The following is a 24,965-nucleotide window of genomic DNA, read 5'->3' as shown; positions in this document are numbered from 1 at the left end:
GGTGTCGTCCACGATTACGGCCACCTCACCCTTCACCAGCCCCGACAGGACCTCCAGGTAGTCCCTCCACGCGTCTTCGAGTTCCCCCAACGCCTCCAGCAGGTTCGCGTAGTCCAACCCGAACGTCTCGGCCGCGTTCCTCACGCTGGCCCCCCACCCACCAGGACCATGAGGACTAGCGCCAACCCGACCTTCCTGCTCCTCCCGTTCCTCCTGACCACGCCCAGAACCTGGTTTACCGCCTTGACCAGCCTCTCCCTAGCGAGATCGGTTTGTCCCTTTCCCTTCGACATCTTTTCAACAGGACGACGTCGAAAAATAAAAACTTCTCGCTAATACCGACTTTCTGGTATTACCTCCCTAAGATTCACATAACTGCTGCTCTGATTGGTGCACGTGAACTTTTCTTTCTCTGGACACAACTCCTGACGGAGTTCCCGTCGATCTCACAATTCACGGATCCCAATTAGGAGTTGATGGTTCCGTAACCTCTGTACAATTTTCCGCTCTTCACAACGTACAGAACGTTCTGTGGTGCTAAGTCCTCGGAGTTAATGGAGGGATCTCCTCTCAGTACGATCAGATCAGCAGACCCACCTTCCCTCAAGTGACCGGCGTTGAGCCCTATACACTCCGAGGCAACTGACGTGGAGGCCCTGAGCACATCTATCCCTCCCATATACTTGGAGAGGAGTACCGCCTCCCTATAGTTCCTCCCGTGAGGCCTCTTCCTAGACCCCACGTAATCTGTGCCTAGGGCGATCTTCAGGCCGTGGGTTACGGCGATCCTCATGTCGTCAGTGAAGTGTCTCCTAACCATTTCCTCCCTTACCTTACCTGCCTGTGGCTCAGAGACCTCGAAGGGAACCTCGTAGGTGGCCAAAGTGGGCACGTAACATATCCCCCTCTCCCTCATCATTTCCGCAACGTCTTCATCCAAGCCCAACCCGTGCTCCACGGTATCTACTCCGGCCGTGATGGAGGTGAGGAGTGCCTCTCTCCCGTAGGCGTGGGAGGCCACCCTGAGTCCGAAACGATGGGATTCCTCAACTATGGTCCTCAACTCCTCGACGTTAAATCCAGGCTGTATCTTACCTCCTTGGGAGAAGGCTCCAGAGGCATAAACCTTTATGACCGAAGCTCCCTGTCTCACGGCCAACCTCACGGCCTTCCTGCACTCGTGGGGGGAGTCGCAGTAAAAGGAGTACGAGAGTTTCTGTGCCATTTCCAAGGGGAGTTCCTTGGGATCGTCGTCTCCCCCAGTTATCGCCAGGGAGTATCCTGACGCTACGACCGTGGGTCCCAAGATTTCTCCTCGTCTCTGTAACCTGGAAAGTCGCGTCCCTACCTTACTCCCCAGGTCCCTCACTGCTGTAAAACCGGAACGGAGGAGTATCTCCATGTCCCTAGTACTCCTTATTGCCGCGTCCACCTCACTCACTAGGTTCCAGGCCATTACGTTGTCTTCCTCCACCCCGAAGAAGTGGAGGTGAGCGTCTATCATTCCTGGCATGATGAAATCTCCCTTGAATAGTTGAGCTCCTGGAGGGATGTCTTCTCCTCTGGAGATCCTGGATATCTCCCCTCCTTCCACGACTACCGTTCCCAATCCCAGGATTTCATGACCGTCAAAGACTTTGCCCACGAAGGCTAGGGTCATAAGTAAAGAGCGTGCCCTAATTTATAACTTTCCACACTCTCAAACGTTTATAATGGTGACCTGGTTTACCTAATATGTTGGCTATACCTCATCGTGATCAAGCTAATCAACTTCTGGATTCAATCCAGAACAAAATATAGAGGTAACTGAGCCCATTCACTTCAGGAGGTTTAGAAACTGGACGAGGTGTTCTCCACGCAGAGTTAGAACCCACCCCGAACCCATCTCTAGGGCACTTTTTCTAACTCTTATTACCTTGTGTTAAAATACCCAGAAGACTACTTCAAGCCATGGAAAAAGCGACCTTGGGAGGAGGATGTTTCCGGTGTACGGAGGCCGTGTTTTCCAGGGTTAAGGGCGTCGTGGAAGTCAAGCCCGGATATTCGGGTGGAAGCGTTCCCAACCCTACCTATGAGGACGTTTGTACGGGTCAAACAGGACACGCTGAAGTCGTTCAAATAGTCTACGAACCAACTGAGATCTCCTATAGGGAAATCCTGGAGATCTTCTTCTCGATTCATGATCCCACCACTCCCAACAGGCAGGGAAACGATGTGGGCACACAGTACAGATCCATCATACTGTATCACAGCGAGGACCAGAGGAGGCTTGCTGAGGAGGTAATAAGGGAGGTCGAGGGAAAGCTGGGAAGGAGAGTGGTGACTGAGGTAGTCCCCTTCACCGTGTTCTATGAGGCTGAAGACTATCATCATTCCTTCTACGACAGGAATAGGAACTATCCTTACTGCAGGGTGGTCATAGACCCGAAGATTAAGAAGTTCTTGAAATATTTTCCTGAGAGAATAAAGATGTGAGTCGTCCCTGCACAATTCGAGTGCCTTAATCCAGGATCCTGAGACCTTCCTCTACTGGTACCCCGTCGATCCCGTAGTCCTTGAGAGTTGAGGAGAAGACGGCTTTTCCCTCCATGCCCTGGGAAAGGTACATCCTATAGAACTCCGGATCTTTCTTGAAGTAGTTGAGATAATACAGTCTTCCCACACCGCTCCCCTTATCCACCCTCAATATCAGTAGATTGAGGGCCGACACTGTGTACTCCCTCAGTCTCTCCATGACCTCAGGTCGCATACCGAACTTAGCTAAGGCCTTGGTTACTAACTCACTGTCTGTGGTGTAGCCTTGGTATCCCAACCAGACCTTCAACTTCTCCTCGTCGACGTACCCATTGTGGGCCAGGAAAATTAGTTCCTTCTCATTGGACTCCTGGAAGGGATGAGAGAACCTACTGGACACAGTCTCCTTCTTACTGGCCTGTCTGGCGTGAAAGACGGCGTAAAATTTCCCATCAACCTGAGGCACGGCGAAGTTTTCATCGTATATAGCCCTCCTCGACCTGTAGTACCATATAACTTCACCGCTGTAAATCACGTACCCCCATCCGTCTCCGTGTTTGTTATCCTTGATCCTCCTGGTATCGTTACTAGCTGACTCCCTCAGGGCCTTGTACAGGGACTCCAGCTCCCTTGTTGAGGAACCAACGTAGGCGAACATCCTACACATCATCAAAACCCGTAAACTTTCTCTGCGTTCCTGTAAAAGAAACTTTCCTCCATCTCCTTCCTCTCCTCCTCATTTAAGATGCCCAACTCAACCATCTCGCCGGACACCTTCTTCAGGGCCCTCCTGGCGAGTTTGGAGGCCAGCCACGCTGTCTCAGGTATGTTAAACACGTCGGAGCCGAACATCACCTTGTTGAGGGGTGCCACCTCGTATATCTCCCTCACTGCGTTGTAACTGGCTAAGGGAGCGAAGGGTACGAACTCAGACACGTCCAGGTAGACTGAGGGGAATATGTAGCTCATCCACGCACTCTCTCTGTGATAAGGATAGCCAGAATGTACCAGCACTACCTTGCCCTCATATCTCCTAACCAGGTCGGTGAGGTAGGAGGGCCGGGATAACTCCAGTTTAATGTCTCTGTCCCCGGCGCCCGTGTGTATTTGGACGGGCACTTTTGCTTCTTTGACCACCTCGAGGGTTAGACACACCAGGTAGTCCCTGAAGCCCTTCGCCTTCCTTCCAAACCAGTCCTCATCCTCTAGGGAGTAATCCTTTCTCGCCAAACCCTCGTCGCATAGGATCTTCAGCCCCGTCCTGTAGGCTATGATGGTCTTAAAACCTGAGTAGCCTTCCCTCAGCTTTTGCCTGAGGGTCTCCGTGAAGACCTCAACCGCCCTGTCAAAACCGAGGTTGAATAAGTCGTTGATCACTCTCTCTATTCTGAAGAGGAGCTTGTAGTTAACGGGTAGCTCCATCTCCTTCCTCCCGAACCCCTCATCTACGACCATGGCAGTCACACCGGCGTCCTCCAGCAACATCCTCACGTAGACCATCGGATCGTCCTTAATGAGTCTATTCCTCTCCTCCAGGAAGTTCTCCCCGAGGAGTGCCCTCAGCTCGTTCCTCAATGCCAGGTAAAACGGCCTAACCTTATTCATGGACAACACGTCGGCGTTGATCTCTTCCTCTCCCCACGATTCCGCCGAGGCCATGACGAACTCCTTCTCGTCCATGACCTTGGCCGAGAACCAGTGAGCGTGGGAATCTATGGCCTTAAACACGGCTGTACACCTCGTATTCCCAGTCCGTGACCAGGGACTCGTATTCCTCCACTTCCGCGGTCTTGACCTTTATGAACTCCTCCACCAGTTTCCTACCCACCCTGTCCATCAACTTGGTGTCCCTCTTCAATTCCGTCAGGGCCTCCCTGAGGTTTCTCGGGACATCTGGGACATCCCCTCTCGCGTAAACGTTCTCGTCCACAGGAGGTTGAGGTTTCAGACCCCTCTCCACCCCGTCCAGTCCGGCCTCTATGGTAGCTAGGATGGCCAAGTAAGGATTCGAGGAGGGATCGGGAACTCTGAACTCCACTCTCCTGTCCTCTCCCTCAACACCTGGATAGGGTGTGGGTATCCTGAGCATGGCAGACTTGTTGTTGTAACCGTAAGCTATCTTGGTCGGGGCCCAGGAGCCTGGAACCAATCTCTTGTAGGAGTTCACAGTCGGTGCCACCAGTGCAGTGAGAGCCTTGGCGTGCTCCATGATCCCCGCTATGAAGCCGTAGGCCAGCTCGCTCATTCCGTACCTATCGGTGGGGTTGTAAAAGGCGTTCCTACCTCCCCTCCAGGCACTTAGGTTCAGGTGTAGTCCAGATCCTGCCAACCTGTTGAAAGGTTTAGGCATGAAGTTAGCCTCTACTCCGTGTCTCCTGGCCACCTGTCTCGCGACCTCCTTGAACAGCACCACCTCGTCTGCACTCCGCAGGGCCTCCTTGTGAAGTATGTCTATCTCGAACTGGCCCGGGCCGTACTCCTTCATGATCCTTAAGGGTTGTATGCCCACGTCTCTGGAGAGGTTAACTATCTCTTCGATTACCTGGTTGTCATAAAAGGACGATGAATCGAAGCACACTCCCGAATCCAAGGGTTTCCGGTCCTTGATTAGGTAGAACTCAAGTTCGAAGGACGACCTGAACTCAAGCCCCAACTCCTCCCTAGCCCTCTTAAGCGACCTCTTGAGGGAACTTCTGGGATCTATCTCCCAAGGGCTGTTTCCGTAATAGAGATCGCAGAGCACTACCGCCGACGGAGGGAAGACTGAGAGGGTTCCCACGTCCGGAACAAGGAAGACGTCCTCATCCTCAGGCCCGAAGGAACCGTAAGGAGATATGCGGTCCATGGGGGTGTAGCTCAACATGGCCTTGGAGAGCCCTATCCCAGTCCTGATCATATCATTCACTACACTGACGTGAGCTCCCTTGGATCTTATTATCCCATCCAGCCCCACGTATGTGAACCTCAGGACATCTACGTTCTTCTCCTCTAGGACCTTCTTTACATCCATCGGTTTAGTCTTAGCTGAGGAAATATAAGCATTTCAGCGAGACTCCTGACCTCCTCTCGTCATGAGGGCGAGGATCCCCAGAGTCGAGGGTTACGTTACTTTAGGGTAGCACCAGGTTGTGGTCGACCAGGAAGGAGAGTGGTCTCCTCATTGCCGAAACTACCACATTGATGGATTTCCTGATGACGTTCATGGCTCCGTTCATGTCGGAGTGTGGTCTGTGTCCTAAAGGACAGTGAACTATACGTCTTGTCTCTCAATTTCTACCTCGTGGAGGACGCAGTACTTGGAGATGTTGTACTCGACGACCTCGAACACCTTCATGTGTAGTCCTGGGCCTCCAACTCGATCGTGTCCTCCAACTTACTGTAAGATCACGCGTTTGACGTGAACTTGTTGCCCTTGTCCTGAGCCATGTTGAACGGGTAGCCCAAGTAGATAGTTGACAGCAGTTATCAGATTTTACCTTGATTACAAGGTGCTACCTAAGGAAAAATCCCATGACTGCTGTAGTTGAGACGCCTAGTTCGTGAAGGATCTAGACCAAGTGGGACGCGAAGTCCCTGTTCAGGTGAAGAAGTCTCCTCGTCAGCTTCCCGCATAGTCTCCTCTTCTCTCTGGACAGCTCGTCGTAAAGGTAAAGATTGCAGAGATCTGGAGGGATCTCGAGAAGTTCTGAAATGATACCAGGTGGTTCCTAAACGTCAATCTAGCGTATTCTAGATAACTTAAATTGATATATGCAGATTCTGCATAAATAAAAAGACTTATTTAAAAGCTAGTTATAAATATATTCAGATGCTATATGGCCCAATACGCTAGACCTGATGTCCTTGTGGACACAAAGTTCGTGATGGATAACCTAAACAACGAGACGATTAGGATAGTTGAGGTCGACTATGATCACACTACAGCATACGACGTTTGGCACATCCCAGGTGCGGTACTCCTGAGGTGGAGGGAAGACCTGAGACATCCAGAGATAAGGGACTTCGTCTCCCCTGAGCAGTTCGAGGACAGGTTGAGCAAACTAGGAATATCAAACGAACACATCGTGATCCTGTATGGTGACTACAATAACTGGTTCGCAGCTTACACTTTCTGGCTCTTCAAAGCGTACGGACATGAGGATGTGAGGTTATTAAACGGAGGAAGGACCAACTGGGCTAAGCTAGGACTCCCTACCTCGAAGGAAGTCCCTAACTATCCGCGGACTTCATACAAGGTTAAAAAGGTAGACTGGGGAAGCCATAGGACGTTCCTCTGGGAGGTATTGCAGAGGGTAACCAAGGGGGAGACAGGTAAACTGGTGACGTTAATAGATGTAAGATCACAAAAGGAGTACACTGGAGAGATTAAGGCTCCGCCAGAATATGCAGACGAGCAAACGCAGGTGGGAGGCCACATACCAGGTGCCGTCAATATTCCATGGGCTCAGGCAGTAGACCCAGACACAGGGGAGTTCAAACCAGTCCATGAATTGGCGAAGATATACGGTAACATACCCAAGGACAAGGAGATCATAACGTACTGTAGGATAGGGGAGAGAGCTGCTCACACCTGGTTCGTTCTGAAGTATTTGCTCGGATACCCTTCAGTCAGGGTATACGATGGGTCGTCTGCGGAGTGGAACAATATAGTGGGGATTCCAGTCAAGAAGGGTACCGAACCTTGATAAGAGTGGTGAAGGAGTTCACTTTCAGGAGAAGCGAGATATGTGGTGGTAGGAATCCCATCAGGATGATATTGGAGGCAATGAACGAACTCGGGCAATGCGAGGGTTTGACGATAGAGCTAGACGATTATGACTGGGTCCTCGTCTTGAGGGGTTTAGCAGAACTCCACGAATTCAAAGTGGAAGAGTGTGAGAAAGCAAATAATTTTTTGAAGTTCCTCGTCTACAAATCGTGCTGACTTCCTCTAAGAGTGGAGTGTTCTCATGCAGTCATCCTATTCGACATGAGTTAGTGATATTATATGATTGACTCTTGAATTACCTTGATCCCTTCCAGCTAGGCCCGGTTCAGGGGAGTGACGTCCTAGAAGGTGCGGGGCTTCTTGTCGACCTTCAGGGCAGGCTCTAATCTTGCAGGCTAAGCTCCCGGTCACGGCCTTGGTGTCCCTGGCGAGCCTGGCCAAACTCGACCTGAGGTGGGAGTTGAAGCTCTCCACGGCCTGGGTTGCTCCTTACCCGTGACGTGCTTGTCCAGGACTTGGTAGACCTGGTATTGGTCGGAGTAGTTCACGTCACCGTGGGGTTGAATCCTTTTTCATGTTAACAGAAATGTTTTTATATTCGTTTATTACAATTTTATTGATAAAAGATGAACTCTCACTCGATGTGGGCTCTGCCCAAAGGGGTGGGAGTGATCTGGGATGTGAGCCCCGTGCCGTTGGACTCTAAGGAGTCCCATGACCCACCTACCGTAAGTAGGTGGCTGAGGGCTAAGTCCCTACACTCCATCATGATTGAACATAAGATGAGTGAAATCAAAGTGTAGGGACAAACGGAGGTTGAGGGTACCCCAAAACATTGTGTACAAAAATGGAAAAGGCGGTAAAAAATGAAGGGTAATATTAAAGGAGAGATGAGGATGATACCGTGAGGGAGGAGCTGGTCCGGGAGTCCTCAAGGAGTTTCAGGGGAGTGAAGGACGTGTTGAAGGGGTTGATTGAGGACACGTTGCAGGAAGTCATGAGGGTAGAGGGGACCAATTCCTCAGGTCGGGGAGGGAGAGGGGAGTGAGGAACTAAACGGGCACTCTGCAGGGAGTTGAAGTGTTGGGGTGAACCTGGACCTACGCGTCCCCAGGGAGGTGAGGAACTCGATCTAAACGACAGCCGCGAGTCCTCCCTCTCCTACGCTGCCAGGAAGGAGGGAGGTGAACCACTTCTCATCCCTGGAGTCCCTGGACGTCACGCTCTTCGTCGTAGCGTCGAACCTGGAGGAGCACGTGAACTCAGCCGTGAAGTCCCGCAGCTACAGGCTCAGGCAGATCTTCGAGGTGAGGTTCAATGGAGGTGAATGAGTTGAAGCCTTATAAGTTATTGTACACATTTTTTCTGGGTATTCTCGAACTTTCTCCTTCCCCTGGAGGAACCGTCCCTGACGACCCTCTCCGAACCGCACGAGGGACGTGACCATACACTCCCTTCTCCTCCTCAACCTCACCCCCCTCACGTAGTAGACCTGGAGGGATCCCCAACTCCACCCTCACGCCCAGGGCGTAACAGACAGGACTAAGGACAACTCCCACAACCCGTACTTCCTGGGCCTAAACCCTCATATTCCTCAGGATCGTACATCAACTGTGCGAGGATTACGAGGTTCTTTCTCACTAACCCAAACACTCTCGTAGCCCTCTCACAACAAGTTTTCGCCAACGATGAACTTCCATAACTCTAATAATTGCTCAACCATTTTTATTTCACATACCTAAATAAGGGTTGGGACGATATGTTCGAGGGCGATTCAGGACTCCATTGCGATTTCTATTTGTTTCTATAGAATGAAAGTGACTTAATTGATCCTACATCAGTACACGAAAAGGGGACGAGCGCTAGGTCATACCACGAGGTGTCCAATCACGTGGTGACCGCGCTCCTCCTTGAGGTAGTTGGGGAGGACGCGCCATTAAATGAATGAGATGGAGAGGAGGGCCCTGGAGGAGGTGAGGAGGAGGGGTTACGCCAGGTACAGGTTCCTGAGGGGGTTCAGGGTCTCCCTCCTGGGGGTCGTGTACGGGCTGGAGTGGGTCACGGTGAGCTTGCCCGTGCTGTACAGGGAAGGAGTCGCTCAGGGAGGAGAGGCTGGTGCTCAGGGCCCTCCTCCTGCCGGTGTTGGGAACGCCAAGCTCTAAACCCAGGAGCTGGAGGTGAGGGGAGACTTCAAGTACGTGATCGTGGACGGGAAGTACGTGAAGTTGATGGGAGGAAGGAAGGGGGTGCTCCCGATCGCGTTGGGACTCACGGAGGACGGTGTGAGGGCCGTGCTGGACGTGGTCCTGACCGGGGAAGAGGACGTCGTGAGCTACTGGGACCTCCTGGTGAGGCTATGGAGGTACAACCTCACCCTCGTTGTAGCTGACGGGTGAAGGCCGTGGAGGAGACCATCTCCCGCTCCGGGATCCAGGTCGCGAGGCAGACCTGCCCGGTCCACCTCAAACGAAGCAGGAGGGTGAGGGACGCACTTGACTCCTCTCCCTGCCCCACCCGGGGCTCTCCTACCTCCTTGCCCCCAGGGAGCTCTGGCCCCTCCTCAGGTCCAACAACCCGACCAGTCCTTCAACTCCCTCCCGGAGAGTTCGGCAAGTGCCACTCCCCCTGGAGGATCGCCCAGGCATAGCCATCAACTACAACCTCTCGACCTGTTATCCCACTCTTGTAATAATATTACAAAAACCCTTATTTCTTCGTGAGATGATCAAATATATTCAGTAATTCCTCCATTGAATAAGTCCAAATCAACAGAGATATTACAATTCGCAAAGGAGCCCTGAATCGCCCTATGTTCGATGCGATATTATATACCGCCCATAAAAGCACTAAAATTTCACTAATTATGATGGATAAATCTTTTTACAATTTCTTGAAGGAGAAGGGAATAGACGTTGAAGGAGTCATATTGCTTTGATTCGAAACTAAATGAGATATGAGGGTATCCTCTGACAGGACTGGAAGAAAAAGTGGACTTATCGAAACGGTGAAAACTACTTCTCCTTCCTAAGCTAACTCCAGAGCCTCTCTCTCCCCTGAGGTCTCCTCGAGGGACTTTCCCTTAGTTTCTGGGACGCCTACTAAGGTGACCACTGCCGAGACCGCCGCTATTGCAGCCAGGAAATACACCGCGAAGGACTCTCCGTATGCCTGGAACAGTGAGGGGAACACAAACGAAGTTAGGGCAGCTCCAATCCTCCCTGAGGCCACCGTCAGGGACTGTACCAGACCTCTCACCTTAGTTGGGGCCAGCTCCACTCCCAACATCCCTGAGGCAGATACGGAGCCCGGCCCTGCTTGGGATCCGTAATTCTGCATTCCGTATAGTATGAGGCCGATCAAAGGGGAGAATGTAGCACCTGCACTGCCCTTGTAGTATGCGAAGGAGAGCAAGGCTAAGGCCATCACTACGAAACCTGTGACCTGCAGAGGTTTCCTGCCCACCCTGTCAATGAGAAGGAGGGCAGTTATCCCTCCCGGCAGAGTGAAGAGTCCCTCCAAGAGGAGCTGGAACTCCCCAGAGTTAAGGTTTAGGCTCTTAGCTATGAGGCTGGGACCGAAGAGGATACCAGAGAACGCAACTATGTCAAAGAGGAACCAAAGCAGACATGCTACTAGGAACGCTCTCCACTGACTGGCCAAATATGACTTGAAGGGGGACTCGTCCTTAAGCCTCTGGTTTATGGTCACATCTGAGCCAGTGACGTCCCTTATAACTTTCCTGACCTCCTCTACGTCTCCCTTTATCCTACCCAGGAACCTAACGGTCTCAGGTATCTTCCTCCTCAAGTAGATCACTGCAGCCGCCGGGACAGCTCCTGCGGCCAGGACGATCCTCCAGGTCAACCCGGGAGATACGCCCAGGCCCTGAAGGGCCAGGAAAAGTATAGCAGCAGTGGTGGCGCCGAATCCCCAAAAGAGACCGAAACCTAAGGCCAGCGTCTTTCCTCTGTCCTTTACGTTGGAATGCTCGGCCATAATCATGGGTGACAGTACGTAATCCGCACCCACTCCGACTCCCAGGAGACCCCTCACTATTACAAGCTGTAGGGGGTCCGTGACGAAGGCCTGGAGGAGGGCGCCCAAGGCCATGAGGGCGACGTCTACCCCGTAGAACGTCTTCCTCCCCTTATTTGACAGTAAACCGAAAATTATGGCCCCCACGGCAGCCCCTATTAGGGCTGAACCTGAGATGAGCGAAGTATAGATGGCGAAGTCAGGAGACTTGGAAGTTATCCCGAAGTCTGAGAGGACAGTGAGGAGGACTATTCCTATGGAGGACAGGTCGTACCCATCCGTGAATACCCCCATACCCGTAGTTATGAGGGACTTGGCGTGAAAAAAGGAGAATTTGCTTTCGTCCAAAGGTTTAAACGGCGACTTCATGAGTCAACAAAGTATGTAGGTTAAATAAGCATCACCCATGGAGAAAATATATTTCCGAGGAGACTATATAGAAATATATACTAAACTGTAACGTCTTCAGAGCAACGACTCACTTCACTGTGCTAACTCTCTTGAGGTTCGAGAGGTCCCTCTTCATCTCCTTACTCCTGGAGAGGAGGATTCCCAGAAACATCACTCCCATACCGGTCACACTCATGGAGTCCAGCTGAGCCTCTCCCGTCAGGACATCTAGGGCGGAGCTCAGGATCGGCACGGAGAACGCGAGTACCGTCACCTTACCTACTCTCTCTATCCTTACCATGTAGTTCCAGAGGTAAAACAGAACGCTACCTCCCAGTACAGCGGAGAAGAGCAGGTCCTCCACCATGTTGGGGTTGAATTGAACCCTGAAGTCCAGTGGGGATAGGGCTAAGAACACCAAGGAACCCAGGAGGAGTTGAGTGGTGTTCACCAACACCGGATCCAGGTCCCTCATCTTTCTGAAGTAGACAGTGAACGCTGCCCAGAAGAATGCGTTAACCACTGTGAGTATTCCACCCAGGAGGGAGAAATGACCTCTCAGTGAGAGGCCGTAAATCACTACCCCTGTGAAGCCGATCACCGCCCCCATTACCTCTAACCTCTTGGGGACCTCCCTGAGTATGATAGCTGACAGGGGTATGGCAAACAGGGGCATGGTGTAGCTGAGGACTGCTGACTCCGAGGGGGCGACCATGGTGAGTCCGTAAGCCCACAGGGCGGTACTGGTCACCGTCAGTAACGTAAGGATCACGATGTCCTTGTTTAGAATTATCCTCCTGGAGAATGGAAGGAGGACCAGACCGCCTATGGCGTACCGCAGGGCCATGAAACTCATGGGTGAGGCGTACATGAGACCGTCCTTAGTGAACTTGTACTGTAGGGAACCCAAAATGATGTAAGGGATGAGGTACTTTAGGATCTTCATTAAGCCGATTGTCAAGGCCGTTAAAAAAAGACTATCTATGCCTTAAAGGAACAGTTCAACTTATATTCCTAGTTGATGAAAGAGAGGGGATCTTAAGTATCCGAAGTCCCTGTCCCCTCAGTCGTTAATACTTCACGCTCGGTCTGATCCAGGGAGACTCCCTTGGGCTCCCTCAACTTCAAGGTAACCAGTGAGGCTAACAGGGACAACGTCCCCAACACCACCATGGCCGTGAACACACCGTATGCTGAGACCACCGTGGGGAAGACGAAGGTGGTAGTTATTACCCCGAGCCTTCCGGCCATCACTGTGACCCCTTGAGTCAGACCTCTCAACTCTGTTGGGAAAAGTTCCACTCCCCAGAACCCCACCACGGTACCTGGACCCACCTGGCTGAACAATGAGCTCAAGCCGTACAGGCCCAGTGCCAAAAGGTAATTCGCAGAGGAGAGTTGTGTGGCGAAGATGAGGGTCATCAATCCCATGCCTAAAAACCCCACGGACTGCAACAATCTCCTCCCGACCCTGTCGTTCAACGCCGTGCTCACGACGTTGCCCGGAACGGCGAACAGCGACAGGACAAGTAGCTCGAAGATAATACCATTCATTCCTAACTTTTGGGCTATGAGGTTGGGACCGAAGAACACGGAAGCGTAGGCCGATACGTCGAAGAGGTACCAGGTTAAGGAGGCTAGGAAGAGCGTCAACAGGATACCTGAGGTCATCCTAGTCCTCAGGAGTTGAGGCAGACTCACTTTCACTCCGTACTCCCTCTCCAGCGCAGCCGTGTCCCTCTTCAGGAAAAGGAGGTATCTTGGGGTCTCCGGGAACTTCCTTCTGGACCATATTACCAGTAGTGCGGGTATTGCACCAGAGGAGAGCACTATCCTCCAGACCAAGTCACCCGGAAGACTGGAGACGGACAGGGCCACGAGGGTCGAGGCCAAGGCCCCGACGTTCCACATGAGACCTCCAGATATGGCCATAAGCTTTCCCCTGTCCTTCCTGTTGGAGTACTCAGCGTTGATCAGAGGCGAGAGGACGTAATCTGCCCCTATGCCTACTCCCAAGACGAACCTAAGTACTGATAAGGCTAAGACGTTGGGGAATAACCCTTGTAGGAGAGAGCCCAGAGTCATCATTAAGGCATCTATACCGTAGAACTTCTTCCTACCGTGCTTGACCAACTGACCGAACAGGATCGCTCCCACTATGTTGCCCGTGATTATACTTAAGAAGAGCGTCTCGGAGAGGGACGTGACGTTAGTGCCCAGACTCTTCTCCAGGAGAGAGAAGACCAACGCACCCGCGGTGAGGTCATACCCGTCCACGAAGGTGCCTGCACCTGCGAGTAGCGTGGTCTTAATGTGAAAAAGCCCTAGTTTCTTCTCGTCCAAATCCCTGAGAGGATTGAAATTCTCCATGTATATCACTATATTACTGCATTTTATAAAGATAATGTATTTAGTTTATGTAAGCTAAAGAAACTATATAGCTTATTGATGACCTCACGGTTCAGGTTCCCTGACGACCAAAGGGATGTACATCTCCTCAGGGCTGAGGCCCCCGTGAGTACCCCGATATTCCCTCTGGTCTTCGTCAGGCCAGTACTGATATATCCTGTTGTCAGTGGGTACTGCCACGTAATCCGGAACCCTCTCACCCAACATTAGGGCCTTGGCCTCATCCCTGTCGTACACTCTGAGACCGTATCCCTCGAGGATCTTCTTTGCCTCTCCCTTACCCAGTATCATGAGGTTCCTGTGATCTCCGAAGGGAGGCAAGTGGAGTGTTTCCAATAACTCCTCGTCTTTAGCTAAGTCCACGAGCCCGTCCACTTTGACGTGACCGTGATCCGAGGTGATCACCACACTGTAATGTTTAGACAACTCGTCTGCGAGTCGGTTAGTCATCCTTACGACGTCCCTGGCAGCGTCGAGTGTTGCGGGACTGTCTGGTCCGTAGTGGTGGGACACCGTGTCCACGTAAGGCACGTAGAGGAAGAGGAATCTGGGTCTATACTTCTCCGCAACTTCAGAGGCCAACAACCACCCATCCCAAGGGGTGTAGTACTGTAGGAACTTACCATTAACCAACATCCCAGAGAACAGGTTCCTATTCACGTATTTGCTGGGGCTCAGGAAGAGGCTGTCCTCGGGGACGTAAGAGGTGACAGGTCTGACGAGTTCGGCCAAGGATCTCTTGGGCTGCTCGTCTAGATAATTAACTACCGAGCCCACGAGTTTGTCGTAAACTCTCCAGCCGTGAACTCCGTGAACTCCGGGCGGTTCTCCAGTGAACAGTGTGGTGAGAACAGTGACTGTTATGCTAGGGAACACGGTGGTTATCCTCTCAGCCTGAGTTAGGCCCGCTCTTACGGCCAACTCGTACCCTAGGCCGTCCAGCAGAATGACAGCGACTCTCTTGCCTGAGAGGGTAAGGGACCTGTTTCCAGTCCCCTCACCTTTCAAGACAGACCTCAATTCACGGGCTACGTCGAGTATGGATATACCTTCCCTTCCTGGGTAGACTAGTTTCTCCATGGGATCTCCCATGGGGTTAGGGTTATATGGATTTCCTACTTATAATATAGAGTTCTATAGTTAAGACCGGAGGATATATATCTGTCGGGTCTTTCTGGTCGAGGACACTTTGGGATCAAGGAACCCAAGGTTGCGCTCAAGGCCTAACCTCCACCTGAGAGCCTCTAGGCCCTTTCGTTGTTCAGACTTCGTTCTCCCACACGTCGCAATCACTTAGATCTTACTGAGGTGGAAAGATCGCTCTCTGCCAAATCCTCGTCCTAAACCTGGGGAGACTGTAACGCTTCTACGTAACTACTCGTTATTTTTAATCATCTAAATATCGTTTTGACAAGTTGTGTTTATGTAGTATCACCGAAGTAGTTTTTATTGATGATCCCCCCAACTGATGACGGGCACTGCTCACGAGGTTTGGGGAGTGATAAAAGTGTGGATGGGAGGGTATTGAAGTTTCCCTCGACTAGCCCCAATGAGTTAAGGGTGACCCTGTATGATCCCTAGGAGGGGTGCCCGTGGTGGAATTAGAAGTAATTAAAGAAGGTAAGTTACGCCACGGGTAAACACTACCTCCGTCACTGGCCCACATAAACTATATAACTCTCGGCGTTCTATATTTTCCATATGCATTATCCTTAAATAAACATACTGAAGTTCCTCCCTTATGGAAAAGTCACGTCTGAAACCGGCTAAGGTGTTTCTGGTCTCCGTGCTCGTGTTTTTTATGCTGATCTCCCTACCTATCATCCCCACGGTCCAGTCCCAGACACAAGTGACCAAGACCCCCATAAAACACGTTGTGATCATCCTCCTTGAGAATCACGCCTTCGACAGCCTGTTCGGGGTCTACCCCTTCGGTTTCCCAGAGATAGTCGACAACGTGACCCTCTCCGTAATGAGGCCTGTAAACTACATCTACAATCTCTCACTGCTAAAAACCTTGAATCAGACTGGAGGTAACGTCACGTGGGTGAACGTCCCTGTGAGGCCAGATGACTCACAGTATCTCCACCCCTATTACGCCAACACGACAGTACTCACTGACCCTCACGAAGGCTACTCGAACTACCACGAGGACTGGGACTGGGGGAAGATGGACGGCTTCGTGAATGGCTCAGGGTCCCAGTCCCTGGCTTACATATCCTACCAACAGGCCCCACTCCTGTGGGACTACGCTGAGGAATACGTGCTGTTCGACAACTTCTTCTCCCCGACGCTTTCGGTGACAGTACCCAACAGGATAGCCTACATCACGGGTTTCCCCACCCAAGTGGAGAGCGACGCGCCTCAGTTCGGTCTGATACCCTTCAATGACAGTGTCCTGGGCCAACTCACTGAGGCTGGAGTGAGTTGGAACTGGTATGAGTACGGTTACTCCAAGGATTACCAACTGATCTCTCCCACACTTTACCTGGGCTACAACAACACTACCCCCCTTCCCGTGAGTCTCCTCAAGGGAGCGAATCAGTACGATAATCACTACTTCGACCTCTCCACGTTCCTGGAGCAGGCGAGGAACGGTTCATTGCCCGCGGTCTCCTTCGTGATGATGACAGGTCCCATGGGTTACGACAACCACGTACCGGGATTAGACTTGCATCCGCCCTATAACACCACTCTGGCCATGTTGACGCTTGACGTGATAGTGAACTCCGTCATGTTGGGTAAAGATTGGAACAGTTCAGCGATATTCATCACCTTCGACGAAGGGGGAGGTTACTACGATCCCGTCCCTCCGCCCATAGTACAAGGTTACGGTCTAGCCAACGCACCTACCCTAAGCAAGGTGGGCATGCAGGGGTACTTCACCCTAGGTCAGAGGGTACCGCTCCTGGTAATATCTCCTTATGCCAAGGAAGGATACGTGGACAACTACACGAGCTCCGGTTACTCCATCCTGGCCTTCATCGACTGGAACTGGGGACTTCCCTATCTAAACCCCATAGTGAAGGAGTTCGGTTACCAGGGAATACTTGACGCGTTCAACTTCTCCTCCCCTAGGGCCCCCTTACCCTTAACACCGAAGAACTGGAACTATCCGGTTCCCCTCCAATACCCCATACACTACGGGTACGTAGCTACCATAAACAACAACTACACCGCTTACCAGGAACTATACCAAATGATGAAGATGGGTAACTATTCCCTCCCCTCACAGTTCACCGAGGGTAACGTCAACGTCATGGGAGAGTCGGGACCGGGAGTTCAGGGCTCAGGATATAGTCCTACAATAATCTACGTGAGTTTGATAGTGGGAGTGATCGTAGCTACAGCGGTATTTATCCTGAGGAGAAAGTAAATTCTTTTTTCCCTTCAGTAGTCACCGCTTTCGGTTGCTTCAATTTTTATCGAAATTCTCGTAAAGCTTTTTCGCCTTAACCTACAATTTTAATTAAATTAACTCAACCAGCTCAACGTCTGAGAAAATTGAACGACTCCGTAAAGCAAGTGGTACAGATTTTTCCCTTAAATTACCCTTCGATTAAGTGGAAATCTAATGCTGCCTCTTTCAAGCCTCAACTCCTTCCGGCCCTTCTGTCCGTGAGATCTCCCGTCAGGAATTTCCACAAGGCAGCAATTATTAGATTTTGCCTTGACTTCAAGGCTACACTTAACGAGAAATCCCATAACTGCTGCACAAGGGAACGAATACACCACTTTCACCTAGTCCTGGTAATCCCAAGTCGCCACGATCCTCCTCTTGACCTTGGCTTCACTCAGGCCCTCGATCTCCCTCCGAGGGACCTCGTCCCTATCTGAGGTGTAGGTAACCTGTACTCCCGTGTCCTCTACGAGGAAGTCCACTTCGTATTCGTCGCTATTCAGGCACAGCAGTTATGGGACTTTCCCTTGAATATCGTCCTGTAGTCAAGACAAAAATCATAACTGCTGTCAAGTAGAACACTCTCCTCCCGTTCCTAGACGCTTCTTCCTGAACTGAACAGGTTACCTTATCTCTTAATTACTCAATAAATCGTTAAAACCAACGAAATCTTTAAAAACTAATATTTTGTTTTATTGTCATGAATCTCAAGTTCGTCTTCGGTTTCCTCATCCTATTCCTCATAGGGTTGGGCGTAGGCTACCTTGTGCATACTCCAACCGAAGTTCCAGCAAGGACCACACACAGCTACATCATGAACCTATATCGCATCGACGGATTTCCTGTATGCGTCTACTACTTCCCAGCCAATCTACCCCCTAACTCCACTGGACCTTCCCAGTGGACAGCGTTTGACAACTCTCCCAACAGAAACCCAGTATTTCCTGGGAACCTGAACGTCAGCTGGGTGTTTCAACAACTTATGCCCGCCTTCTCCTTCGGGAACATATCTGGCTGGATAAAACTGATTAGGACCTATTCCCCTCAGTTCAGGGAAGGATACGTCCAGATGATGGGCGACGCGGTGCCGGTCTCCTATTCCAATGGAATAGTGTACGTCTCGGCCTCTGACGGTGTACTATACGCCTTAAATGCGTACACTGGGAAACCGGTTTTCATAGCCATGATGCCGGACACCCTCATGTCGCAACCACTAATATATGGAGGTATGGTTTACGTGGGTCTGGGAGGAGCTTTCTTCACCTACGGTCAGGGTCTCCTGAACGCCTATGGTGGTGGACATAGGGGACAATTCACCGGCCTCTCCGGACTTATGGCTCTCAACTCAACTACGGGCAAACCTGTGTGGTTCTTCATCACTAAGTCCCAGGTAATGCCCACTCCTGTTATCCTGAACGGAGTGGTTTACTTCGACGACGGGGACGGTTATATGTATGCGCTGAACGCCACCTCCGGAAGCGAGGTATGGAGGATAGGGTCCTTCGGTACGGCCAACATGGCCAGCCTCGACTACGCCAACGATAGCGGGAGGATCATCTTAATTGCAGGGTTCTCCTCAGCTTACCCCGTAAACTATTCCTCACTGGTTGGAGTGTCCACGAATGGCACTGTACTGTGGAGGACTCCCCTCCCCTTCACCTACGACTCCGGACCTGGGGACGCAGTGATGTCCGTTTACGGAAATTACCTTGTGGACGGGTTCATTTCCGGTTACCCAGTAAGGCACGGCCCATTATTTAACGAGACACTGGTGAGGGAGGTAGTTATGACACTCAATGTGACTGACGGTAGACTGATCTGGCTAAGGAACGTGTCCGGCTACGTACTTCCCACAGGTGCCAACAACGGCGAAAGTCCGTCCGTGGTGAAGGGCATGATATTGGTGAACGATAGGAAGGATCACGTGATTTATGCCCTAAACCTCAGTGACGGGCGGGAGCTATGGAACGATAGCTTGGTGCCCGCAGCTCCAGGCCTCATAGGGCCGGTTTACGTTGACGGCCTCGTATTAAACCCAGACTTCCAATACATTCAGGTCATAAATGCCACCACAGGTAAGGTGGTGAACCTATATCCAGTAGGTCAGGACACAGTGATAGACACACCCACAGTAGTAGGAGATACCGTGTTCGTAGACGGAGGGTTTGGATACGTAGAGGCAATCTCTCTCTACTATTTAGTTCACAATAGTACCTCTATATTCCAAATCTTTTCCAGTAAATTGGTATCGGCCGAGACTTGTGTAGGGATGAGCTGAGATCCTGAATCCGAGAGTGCCTCAAAGCTACCCTTCACATCCCAGTTAATGTCAGATGTAAAACCCCGTTAAAGATTCTCAAACTCATAGAAATATATATGTGGAATTGAGAAGATGTACCAATGATCAGACAACAGGATTTGTTCATAGATGGGAACTGGGTGAAACCTGGTTCAGAGAAGTACCTTGATAAGTATAACCCCACTACCGGTGAATTATACGGGAGATTTGCATCAGCCTCTAAGGAAGAAGTGGACGCTGCTGTGGACTTGGCATACGAGGCCCAGAGGAAGTGGGAGAGGCTCACCTCTGTGGAGAGGAGCAAGTACCTCTATAGGCTAATCGATCTTATCTCGGAGAGGAGACATGAGTTGGAGGACCTTCTCATGGACGAGGTGGGTAAACCCAGGAAGGAGGCGATTCAGGAGGTAGACGGGGTCATAGACCAACTTCAGTACTACGCTGAGTTCGCCAGGAAGATAACGGGGGACGTGGTGGAGGGTACCAAGGGGGAGAGGATCATTCTCCAGTACAAGGTTCCTTACGGGGTAGTGTTGGCCATAACACCCTGGAACTTTCCGGCGGCCATGATAGCGAGGAAAGTGGGACCTGCCCTTATCACCGGGAACTCCGTGATACTCAAGCCCAGCTCTGACACCCCATTCACAGCAGGATGGATGGTCCAGCGGATAGCTGAGGCGGGCTTCCCTAAGGGAGTTGTAAATCTCATCACTGGGAAGGGGGACGAAGTGGGGGATTACCTGACGTCCCACAAGAAGGTTGCCGTCATAACGCTGACCGGTGAGTCCAGGACCGGAGTTAAGGTGATGAGGTCAGCCTCCTCTATCATGGCAAAACTTATACTGGAGTTGGGAGGAAAGGCCCCCTTCATAGTGTGGAAGGACGCGGACCTGGACCTGGCCCTAAAGGTGCTCATGTGGGCGAAGTATTGGAACGCTGGGCAATCGTGTATAGCCGCTGAGAGGCTCTACGTACACGAGGAGGTTTACGATCAATTTATAAAGAGGTTTGTGGAGAAGAGTAGGGAGATAAGGGTTGGAGACCCCAGGAGAAACGAGATGGGTCCCCTGATAAACTACGGGCAACTCTCCAAGGTCTCCAAGTTCGTGGCCTCAGCTCAGGAACAAGGGGCCAAAGTACTCCTCGGAGGTGAGAGGCCCAAGTTAGAGGGTAGGTTCTCCAAAGGCTTCCATTACCTCCCAACCATCCTGGGGGACGCAACCCAGGATATGGAGATATTCAGGGAGGAGATCTTCGGTCCAGTGATAGGGGCCATGAGGGTAGGGGACAACTTCGACAGGGTGATAGAACTAGCCAACGATTCGGATTACGGATTGGCCAGCTACCTCTTCACCAGGAATCTCTCCTTGGCTGCCAAGGCTTTCAGGGAGATCAAGTTCGGTGAACTCTACGTTAACATGCCAGGTCCGGAGGCCACTCAGGGCTACCACGCCGGGTTCAGGATGTCTGGACAAGCGGGGGAGAACTCTAGGTATGGAATAGAGGAGTACTTGAAGGTTAAGAACGTCTACCTGGACTACAGCCCCGATCCGACCGAAGGAGAGGTGATACCTCCCTATACCTGATGTCTGAACCTATTCCTGAAACATTTTCAGTGACTTTTTAACTTTCTGGGGGTTAAGGGGGCGGAAGTCCCCCTCCGTGAGGTGGGGGATGGGTAGCCCCCTTACAGAAACCCTTTATAGTTATTAAAAATGGATGTAACTATGCGGTACAGATTGGAAAGAGGATCGCATTCAGTTTACGCTCTTTATTACCACTATGTCCAGGTGGTGAAGTACCGCAGGAAGGTGTTCGATAATGAAGAGATTATAAACTTCCTAAAGGAACAAATTCAAGAAATAAGCGAAACGTTCGAGGTTGAGGTCATAGACATAGGGGTGGATAAAGATCACTTCCACATGTTATTCAAGGCGAAACCGACCTTGAACATACCCAGATACATAAACGCGATCAAGACGATCACGTCTAGGGAAATACAGAGAAGGTTCCCACAAGTAAAGGAAAAACTATGGAAAGGACACTTCTGGTCGCCTTCCTACTTCCTAGCAACAAGTGGACAGGTAACACTGGAGGTACTGAAAAAATATGTGGAGAGCCAGGGGAAAGAGTGACAAGATTCAGCTATCATTCAAGTACAGGATTTACCCAACCAGGGAGGAAAAACTCCTCAGGGTGATGCAGGTTGAGGCTAAAGTGTACAATGCCCTGTTGGACGCAGTGAATAACGCGAGGAAAGAAGGGAGAAGGATGACACCTAAGGACACCCAAGACATGTTGAAAGACTTGAAAATAGAAGGGAAGGAACTAGTTTACTCCAAGGCCCTCCAAATGGTGAACAACCAACTGTGGTACAACATCAACTCTCTTCACGAACTGAAGAAGAGAGGGAGGAGAGTGGGGAAACTGAGGTACAAGAAGATCATGAAGATCATAAACTACAATCAATCCGGTTTCAAGGTGGTCGGGGATAAACTAATTCTCTCAAAGATAGGGGAGATGAAAGTGCTCTTCCACAGACCGTTAGAAGGCGAGGTAAAAGGAGTGATAATAAAGAAGAGTGCAACTGGATGGTACGCTATCTTCCAGGTTGAGGTCGAAAAGAAACCTCTTGAAAAAACTGGAAAAGTGGTTGGGATAGACTTAGGAGTGGAGAAACTCGTAACCACCACTGACGGTGCTGTGGTAGAGAACCCCAGGGTTTTTGATGAGGTCGAGAAGAGGATAAAGATTTTACAACAATTATTATCAAGAAAAAAGAAAGGGTCTAGAAACTACGAGAAGGTTAGGGAAAAACTAGCCAAGATGCACGAGCATGTGAAGAATCTCATGAACGATCATATTCACAAGGTAACTTCGTGGCTCGTAGAACAGTATGATGAGATATGCGTGGAAGATCTCGATGTGAAGGAGATGGTTGAGGACAGTGAAAGCAAAGTTTTGAGAAAGCATATTCTCCACTCTAACTTCTCCAAGTTCGTGAGCTACCTCTCCTACAAGGCTGAAAGAGCTGGTAGGAGGGTGGTGAAGGTAGATCCGAGGGGTACCTCAAAAACATGTGCCAGGTGCGGACACGTTAAGAAGGATTTGACTTTGGCTGACCGTGTGTTTGTCTGTCCCAAGTGCGGTTGGGTCGCTGACCGTGATTACAATGCTTCTCTAAATATTCTTCGTGCGGGGTCGGGACTGCCCTTAGAGCCTGTGGACAGGAAACCTCTGCTGTACATCCCCTTCTCAGAGGGGGTGTATAGTAAGTTTCCTGGAAGAAGCAGGAAATCCTCATCGCGAGGTGGGGATGCCCCGTCCGTGAGGGCGGGGTAGTTCACTTTGGCAAGTACCATCAAAAACTCTTTGCCCAAACGCTCCCTTCATTAGTTCGCAACCTTCAGGTCTGGCTCAAACTGACACTGCAGTTACTAGATTCCCCTTGACTGCAAGGTGACATTTGAGGGAAAGTCACATAACTACCCCTGAAAGCTGGAATCTCCATAAGTGCTGACACAACGGCGAAATAGATTAAGCAGAGAGGGGTAATCTTTGTCCAGTAGGCCTCGATCGCTTTCTAGGAGTCCCCCGACTCACCGTTTTCCTTATCACGGACACGATGTTGTCAAGTAGCCTCTCCTTCACCATTGACGGGTTAGACCAGGAGAACAAGGAAGGTTCTAGGTAACAAGACAGAGCACACTTGTTACATCTCTTCAGGTTCTCCCAATCGTAGCTGTTCCATAGCTCCACGATATTGGTCTCCCATACCTTTACCCCTCCCCTATATTCCTCTAGGACGTAACACGGGAGAACTATCCTACCTTGTGGGTCTATGTTGATGGTAAGCCACGGTTTACACTCCCAGGGAACGCCTCCGTACCATGAACTCAAAAGTGCCTCGAAGTACTCCTTGGAGTTTATTATGGGGTATCCCTCTCCCTTCAGTTTCAATAGGGTCTCTAAGACTCCCCTCAGCTTCGCCCTGCTTGGCGTCAGTTTCTCCGCAGTAGAGTAGTTGAATGCTACCTGGAAATTGATGGATACACCTAGTCTATCCGCGAGCTCCACCAGAGGTACTGCCTCGTCCAGGTTCTCCTCAGTGAGTGTGGAGCTTATGCCAACGGGTATGTATTCCCTCGCCTTCTTTATGCCCTCCACAGCACGTTGAAACGAACCTTCTACTCCCCTAATCTTGTCGTGAGTTGCCCCTATCCCATCCAAGGATACGAAGAGGTAATCTAAGTATCTATGAATTTGCTCTACCTTGCTGGAGAGCGTGAACCCGTTGGTAACTAAGGAAGTGTGGAACCTCTCGTGGGATTCCCTTAAGATATCAGGAAGATCCCTCCTCAGGGTGGGCTCTCCTCCCTCAAATCCCATGAACAGGACACCTGCCTCAGCGAGTTTATCCATCATCTTAACCTCCTCACTTAAGGTCAGTAACCTTTCGTCACTCCTTCTCCAGAAGGGACACATCCTACACCTGAGGTTGCAAGAGTAAAGGAGCTTATGACCAGCTATTAGGGGAAGCTTCCTCCTCACGCCCTTGATGGCCCTAAACGTACCCCTAACCAGAACCGGTCTAAGCTTACTCATAAGCTATTAGTGCAATATCATACGTTATATTCCTTTCTAATGTATAAATAGGTAATCAAATGTGATATTGTGTTATAGTGAAACTTTTGACGAAACGTTCTTTTTCCAACAAGGTTGTCAATATCATGTTCTGGACACGATCGTACATGTGAGTTACCCCGCCATAAATCGTGAGGCTTCCTGCTTCCTTGCCCCACCTTGCCGTAGCGTAAAGCCACGGATAGAGGGCGGAGCTCCACATGCACTACGGGCCGCACCAATCTCTTGAGCACGTTCAGGGAAGCGTTGTAATCGTGGTCTGTGACTCAACCGCAGTTGAGGCAGACTGTAACGCTTCTACGTAACTACTCGTTATTTTTAATCACTTCTAAATATCGTTTTGACAAGTTGTGTTTATATAGTATCACCGAAGTAGTTTTTATTGATGATCCCCCTAACTGATGACGGGCACTGCTCACGAGGTTTGGGGAGTGATAAAAGTGTGGATGGGAGGGTATTGAAGTTTCCCTCGACCAGCCCCAATGAGTTAAGGGTGACCGTATATGATCCCTTAAGAGGGGTGCCCGTGGCGGAATTAGAAGTAATTAAAGAAGGTAAGTTACGCC

Annotated in this window: 22 protein-coding genes and 5 pseudogenes; 14 read left to right on the top strand and 13 right to left on the bottom strand. The window is 50.7% G+C overall.

Going from position 1 to position 24,965, the window contains the following annotated elements; genetic code table 11:
- A pseudogene (locus METMK1DRAFT_RS19890) lies at positions 1 to 293 on the bottom strand (IS701 family transposase); the annotation flags it as partial.
- A 173-nt stretch (positions 294 to 466) separates the two neighbouring features.
- Positions 467 to 1,660 (bottom strand): metal-dependent hydrolase family protein, encoded by a 1,194-nt coding sequence (locus METMK1DRAFT_RS02645; protein WP_009070550.1) that lies wholly within the window; start codon positions 1,658 to 1,660, stop codon positions 467 to 469.
- A 290-nt stretch (positions 1,661 to 1,950) separates the two neighbouring features.
- On the opposite strand from METMK1DRAFT_RS02645, the gene msrA reads away from it, so the two are divergent.
- Positions 1,951 to 2,475 carry a peptide-methionine (S)-S-oxide reductase MsrA gene (msrA, locus tag METMK1DRAFT_RS02640; protein ID WP_009070548.1) on the top strand — a complete coding sequence of 175 codons (525 nt, stop codon included), beginning with the start codon at positions 1,951 to 1,953 and terminating at the stop codon, positions 2,473 to 2,475.
- A 25-nt stretch (positions 2,476 to 2,500) separates the two neighbouring features.
- Here msrA and METMK1DRAFT_RS02635 read toward each other — a convergent pair whose 3' ends face one another.
- From METMK1DRAFT_RS02635 to METMK1DRAFT_RS02625, 3 genes are read right to left on the bottom strand one after another with little or no spacing between them, the layout of a single operon-like run.
- A complete protein-coding gene (locus METMK1DRAFT_RS02635) occupies positions 2,501 to 3,181 on the bottom strand; it encodes a class II glutamine amidotransferase domain-containing protein (protein ID WP_052300179.1) in 681 nt (226 codons plus the stop codon).
- A gap of 2 nt (positions 3,182 to 3,183) precedes the next feature.
- The gene (locus METMK1DRAFT_RS02630; protein WP_009070544.1) at positions 3,184 to 4,242 is read right to left on the bottom strand and encodes an amidohydrolase family protein; all 1,059 of its coding nucleotides are present in this window, start codon (positions 4,240 to 4,242) and stop codon (positions 3,184 to 3,186) included.
- Positions 4,235 to 5,524 (bottom strand): glutamine synthetase family protein, encoded by a 1,290-nt coding sequence (locus METMK1DRAFT_RS02625; protein ID WP_009070541.1) that lies wholly within the window; start codon positions 5,522 to 5,524, stop codon positions 4,235 to 4,237. Before METMK1DRAFT_RS02625 ends, METMK1DRAFT_RS02630 begins: the two co-directional genes overlap by 8 nt.
- 805 nt (positions 5,525 to 6,329) lie before the next feature.
- Between METMK1DRAFT_RS02625 and METMK1DRAFT_RS02615 the strand changes: the two genes are divergently transcribed.
- Together METMK1DRAFT_RS02615 and METMK1DRAFT_RS02610 are read left to right on the top strand one after the other, a co-directional pair.
- Positions 6,330 to 7,199, top strand: a complete 870-nt coding sequence (locus tag METMK1DRAFT_RS02615; protein WP_009070537.1) for a sulfurtransferase — start codon at positions 6,330 to 6,332, stop codon at positions 7,197 to 7,199.
- A gap of 5 nt (positions 7,200 to 7,204) precedes the next feature.
- Positions 7,205 to 7,438, top strand: coding sequence for a hypothetical protein (locus METMK1DRAFT_RS02610; RefSeq protein ID WP_245544585.1), 234 nt, complete (start codon positions 7,205 to 7,207; stop codon positions 7,436 to 7,438).
- A gap of 183 nt (positions 7,439 to 7,621) precedes the next feature.
- Here the strand turns inward: METMK1DRAFT_RS02610 and METMK1DRAFT_RS19885 are convergent.
- Positions 7,622 to 7,782, bottom strand: a pseudogene (locus tag METMK1DRAFT_RS19885) (IS1 family transposase); the annotation flags it as partial.
- A 66-nt stretch (positions 7,783 to 7,848) separates the two neighbouring features.
- Here METMK1DRAFT_RS19885 and METMK1DRAFT_RS18090 point away from each other — a divergent pair.
- From METMK1DRAFT_RS18090 to METMK1DRAFT_RS19880, 3 genes and pseudogenes are all read left to right on the top strand, one after another.
- Positions 7,849 to 8,025 (top strand): hypothetical protein, encoded by a 177-nt coding sequence (locus tag METMK1DRAFT_RS18090; RefSeq protein WP_009070533.1) that lies wholly within the window; start codon positions 7,849 to 7,851, stop codon positions 8,023 to 8,025.
- Positions 8,026 to 8,126: 101 nt separating this feature from the next.
- Positions 8,127 to 8,270 (top strand): hypothetical protein, encoded by a 144-nt coding sequence (locus METMK1DRAFT_RS17215; RefSeq protein ID WP_009070531.1) that lies wholly within the window; start codon positions 8,127 to 8,129, stop codon positions 8,268 to 8,270.
- Between the two features lie 52 nt (positions 8,271 to 8,322).
- Positions 8,323 to 8,553: pseudogene (locus METMK1DRAFT_RS19880) on the top strand (IS256 family transposase); the annotation flags it as partial.
- Positions 8,554 to 8,562: 9 nt separating this feature from the next.
- Here METMK1DRAFT_RS19880 and METMK1DRAFT_RS02605 read toward each other — a convergent pair.
- The gene (locus tag METMK1DRAFT_RS02605; protein WP_048087364.1) at positions 8,563 to 8,781 is read right to left on the bottom strand and encodes a hypothetical protein; all 219 of its coding nucleotides are present in this window, start codon (positions 8,779 to 8,781) and stop codon (positions 8,563 to 8,565) included.
- A gap of 266 nt (positions 8,782 to 9,047) precedes the next feature.
- Here METMK1DRAFT_RS02605 and METMK1DRAFT_RS15465 point away from each other — a divergent pair.
- Positions 9,048 to 9,964, top strand: a pseudogene (locus METMK1DRAFT_RS15465) (transposase).
- Between the two features lie 282 nt (positions 9,965 to 10,246).
- Here METMK1DRAFT_RS15465 and METMK1DRAFT_RS02595 read toward each other — a convergent pair.
- The 4 genes from METMK1DRAFT_RS02595 to METMK1DRAFT_RS02580 form a co-directional block, all read right to left on the bottom strand.
- Positions 10,247 to 11,626 (bottom strand): MFS transporter, encoded by a 1,380-nt coding sequence (locus tag METMK1DRAFT_RS02595; protein WP_009070521.1) that lies wholly within the window; start codon positions 11,624 to 11,626, stop codon positions 10,247 to 10,249.
- Between the two features lie 109 nt (positions 11,627 to 11,735).
- Complete coding sequence (locus METMK1DRAFT_RS02590; protein ID WP_009070519.1) at positions 11,736 to 12,593, bottom strand: DMT family transporter; 858 nt, start codon at positions 12,591 to 12,593, stop codon at positions 11,736 to 11,738.
- 92 nt (positions 12,594 to 12,685) lie between these two features.
- Positions 12,686 to 14,017: an MFS transporter gene (locus METMK1DRAFT_RS02585; protein ID WP_009070516.1), complete on the bottom strand. Its 1,332-nt coding sequence runs from the start codon at positions 14,015 to 14,017 to the stop codon at positions 12,686 to 12,688.
- 84 nt (positions 14,018 to 14,101) lie between these two features.
- Positions 14,102 to 15,136 carry an alkaline phosphatase family protein gene (locus METMK1DRAFT_RS02580; RefSeq protein WP_172634103.1) on the bottom strand — a complete coding sequence of 345 codons (1,035 nt, stop codon included), beginning with the start codon at positions 15,134 to 15,136 and terminating at the stop codon, positions 14,102 to 14,104.
- 372 nt (positions 15,137 to 15,508) lie between these two features.
- On the opposite strand from METMK1DRAFT_RS02580, the pseudogene METMK1DRAFT_RS16055 reads away from it, so the two are divergent.
- Positions 15,509 to 15,696: pseudogene (locus METMK1DRAFT_RS16055) on the top strand (hypothetical protein).
- Positions 15,697 to 15,797: 101 nt separating this feature from the next.
- Positions 15,798 to 17,432: an alkaline phosphatase family protein gene (locus tag METMK1DRAFT_RS02575; RefSeq protein WP_009070510.1), complete on the top strand. Its 1,635-nt coding sequence runs from the start codon at positions 15,798 to 15,800 to the stop codon at positions 17,430 to 17,432.
- Between the two features lie 365 nt (positions 17,433 to 17,797).
- Here METMK1DRAFT_RS02575 and METMK1DRAFT_RS17200 read toward each other — a convergent pair whose 3' ends face one another.
- Complete coding sequence (locus METMK1DRAFT_RS17200) at positions 17,798 to 17,938, bottom strand: hypothetical protein (RefSeq protein WP_009070508.1); 141 nt, start codon at positions 17,936 to 17,938, stop codon at positions 17,798 to 17,800.
- A gap of 218 nt (positions 17,939 to 18,156) precedes the next feature.
- Between METMK1DRAFT_RS17200 and METMK1DRAFT_RS02570 the strand changes: the two genes are divergently transcribed.
- The 4 genes from METMK1DRAFT_RS02570 (at position 18,157) to METMK1DRAFT_RS02555 (ending at position 23,097) form a co-directional block, all read left to right on the top strand.
- Positions 18,157 to 19,734: an outer membrane protein assembly factor BamB family protein gene (locus METMK1DRAFT_RS02570; protein ID WP_009070506.1), complete on the top strand. Its 1,578-nt coding sequence runs from the start codon at positions 18,157 to 18,159 to the stop codon at positions 19,732 to 19,734.
- Positions 19,735 to 19,856: 122 nt separating this feature from the next.
- The gene (locus tag METMK1DRAFT_RS02565) at positions 19,857 to 21,341 is read left to right on the top strand and encodes a D-glyceraldehyde dehydrogenase (RefSeq protein WP_009070504.1); all 1,485 of its coding nucleotides are present in this window, start codon (positions 19,857 to 19,859) and stop codon (positions 21,339 to 21,341) included.
- Positions 21,342 to 21,482: 141 nt separating this feature from the next.
- Positions 21,483 to 21,890 carry an IS200/IS605 family transposase gene (gene tnpA, locus METMK1DRAFT_RS02560; protein WP_009070502.1) on the top strand — a complete coding sequence of 136 codons (408 nt, stop codon included), beginning with the start codon at positions 21,483 to 21,485 and terminating at the stop codon, positions 21,888 to 21,890.
- Entirely contained in the window at positions 21,865 to 23,097 is a 1,233-nt protein-coding gene (locus tag METMK1DRAFT_RS02555) for an RNA-guided endonuclease InsQ/TnpB family protein (protein ID WP_009070500.1), read from the top strand. Before tnpA ends, METMK1DRAFT_RS02555 begins: the two co-directional genes overlap by 26 nt.
- Positions 23,098 to 23,292: 195 nt before the next feature.
- Here the strand turns inward: METMK1DRAFT_RS02555 and METMK1DRAFT_RS02550 are convergent, their stop codons facing one another.
- Positions 23,293 to 24,360 (bottom strand): PTO1314 family radical SAM protein, encoded by a 1,068-nt coding sequence (locus METMK1DRAFT_RS02550; RefSeq protein ID WP_009070498.1) that lies wholly within the window; start codon positions 24,358 to 24,360, stop codon positions 23,293 to 23,295.
- A gap of 424 nt (positions 24,361 to 24,784) precedes the next feature.
- On the opposite strand from METMK1DRAFT_RS02550, the gene METMK1DRAFT_RS18085 reads away from it, so the two are divergent.
- On the top strand, positions 24,785 to 24,965 hold a 181-nt coding region (locus tag METMK1DRAFT_RS18085; RefSeq protein WP_009070494.1), incomplete at its 3' end, for a hypothetical protein.

Origin of the sequence: Metallosphaera yellowstonensis MK1, assembly GCF_000243315.1 — an archaeon.
Classification (GTDB): domain Archaea; phylum Thermoproteota; class Thermoprotei_A; order Sulfolobales; family Sulfolobaceae; genus Metallosphaera; species Metallosphaera yellowstonensis.
The sequence above is the reverse complement of the archived record's forward strand: the minus strand, read 5'-3'. Positions and strand labels throughout refer to the sequence as shown.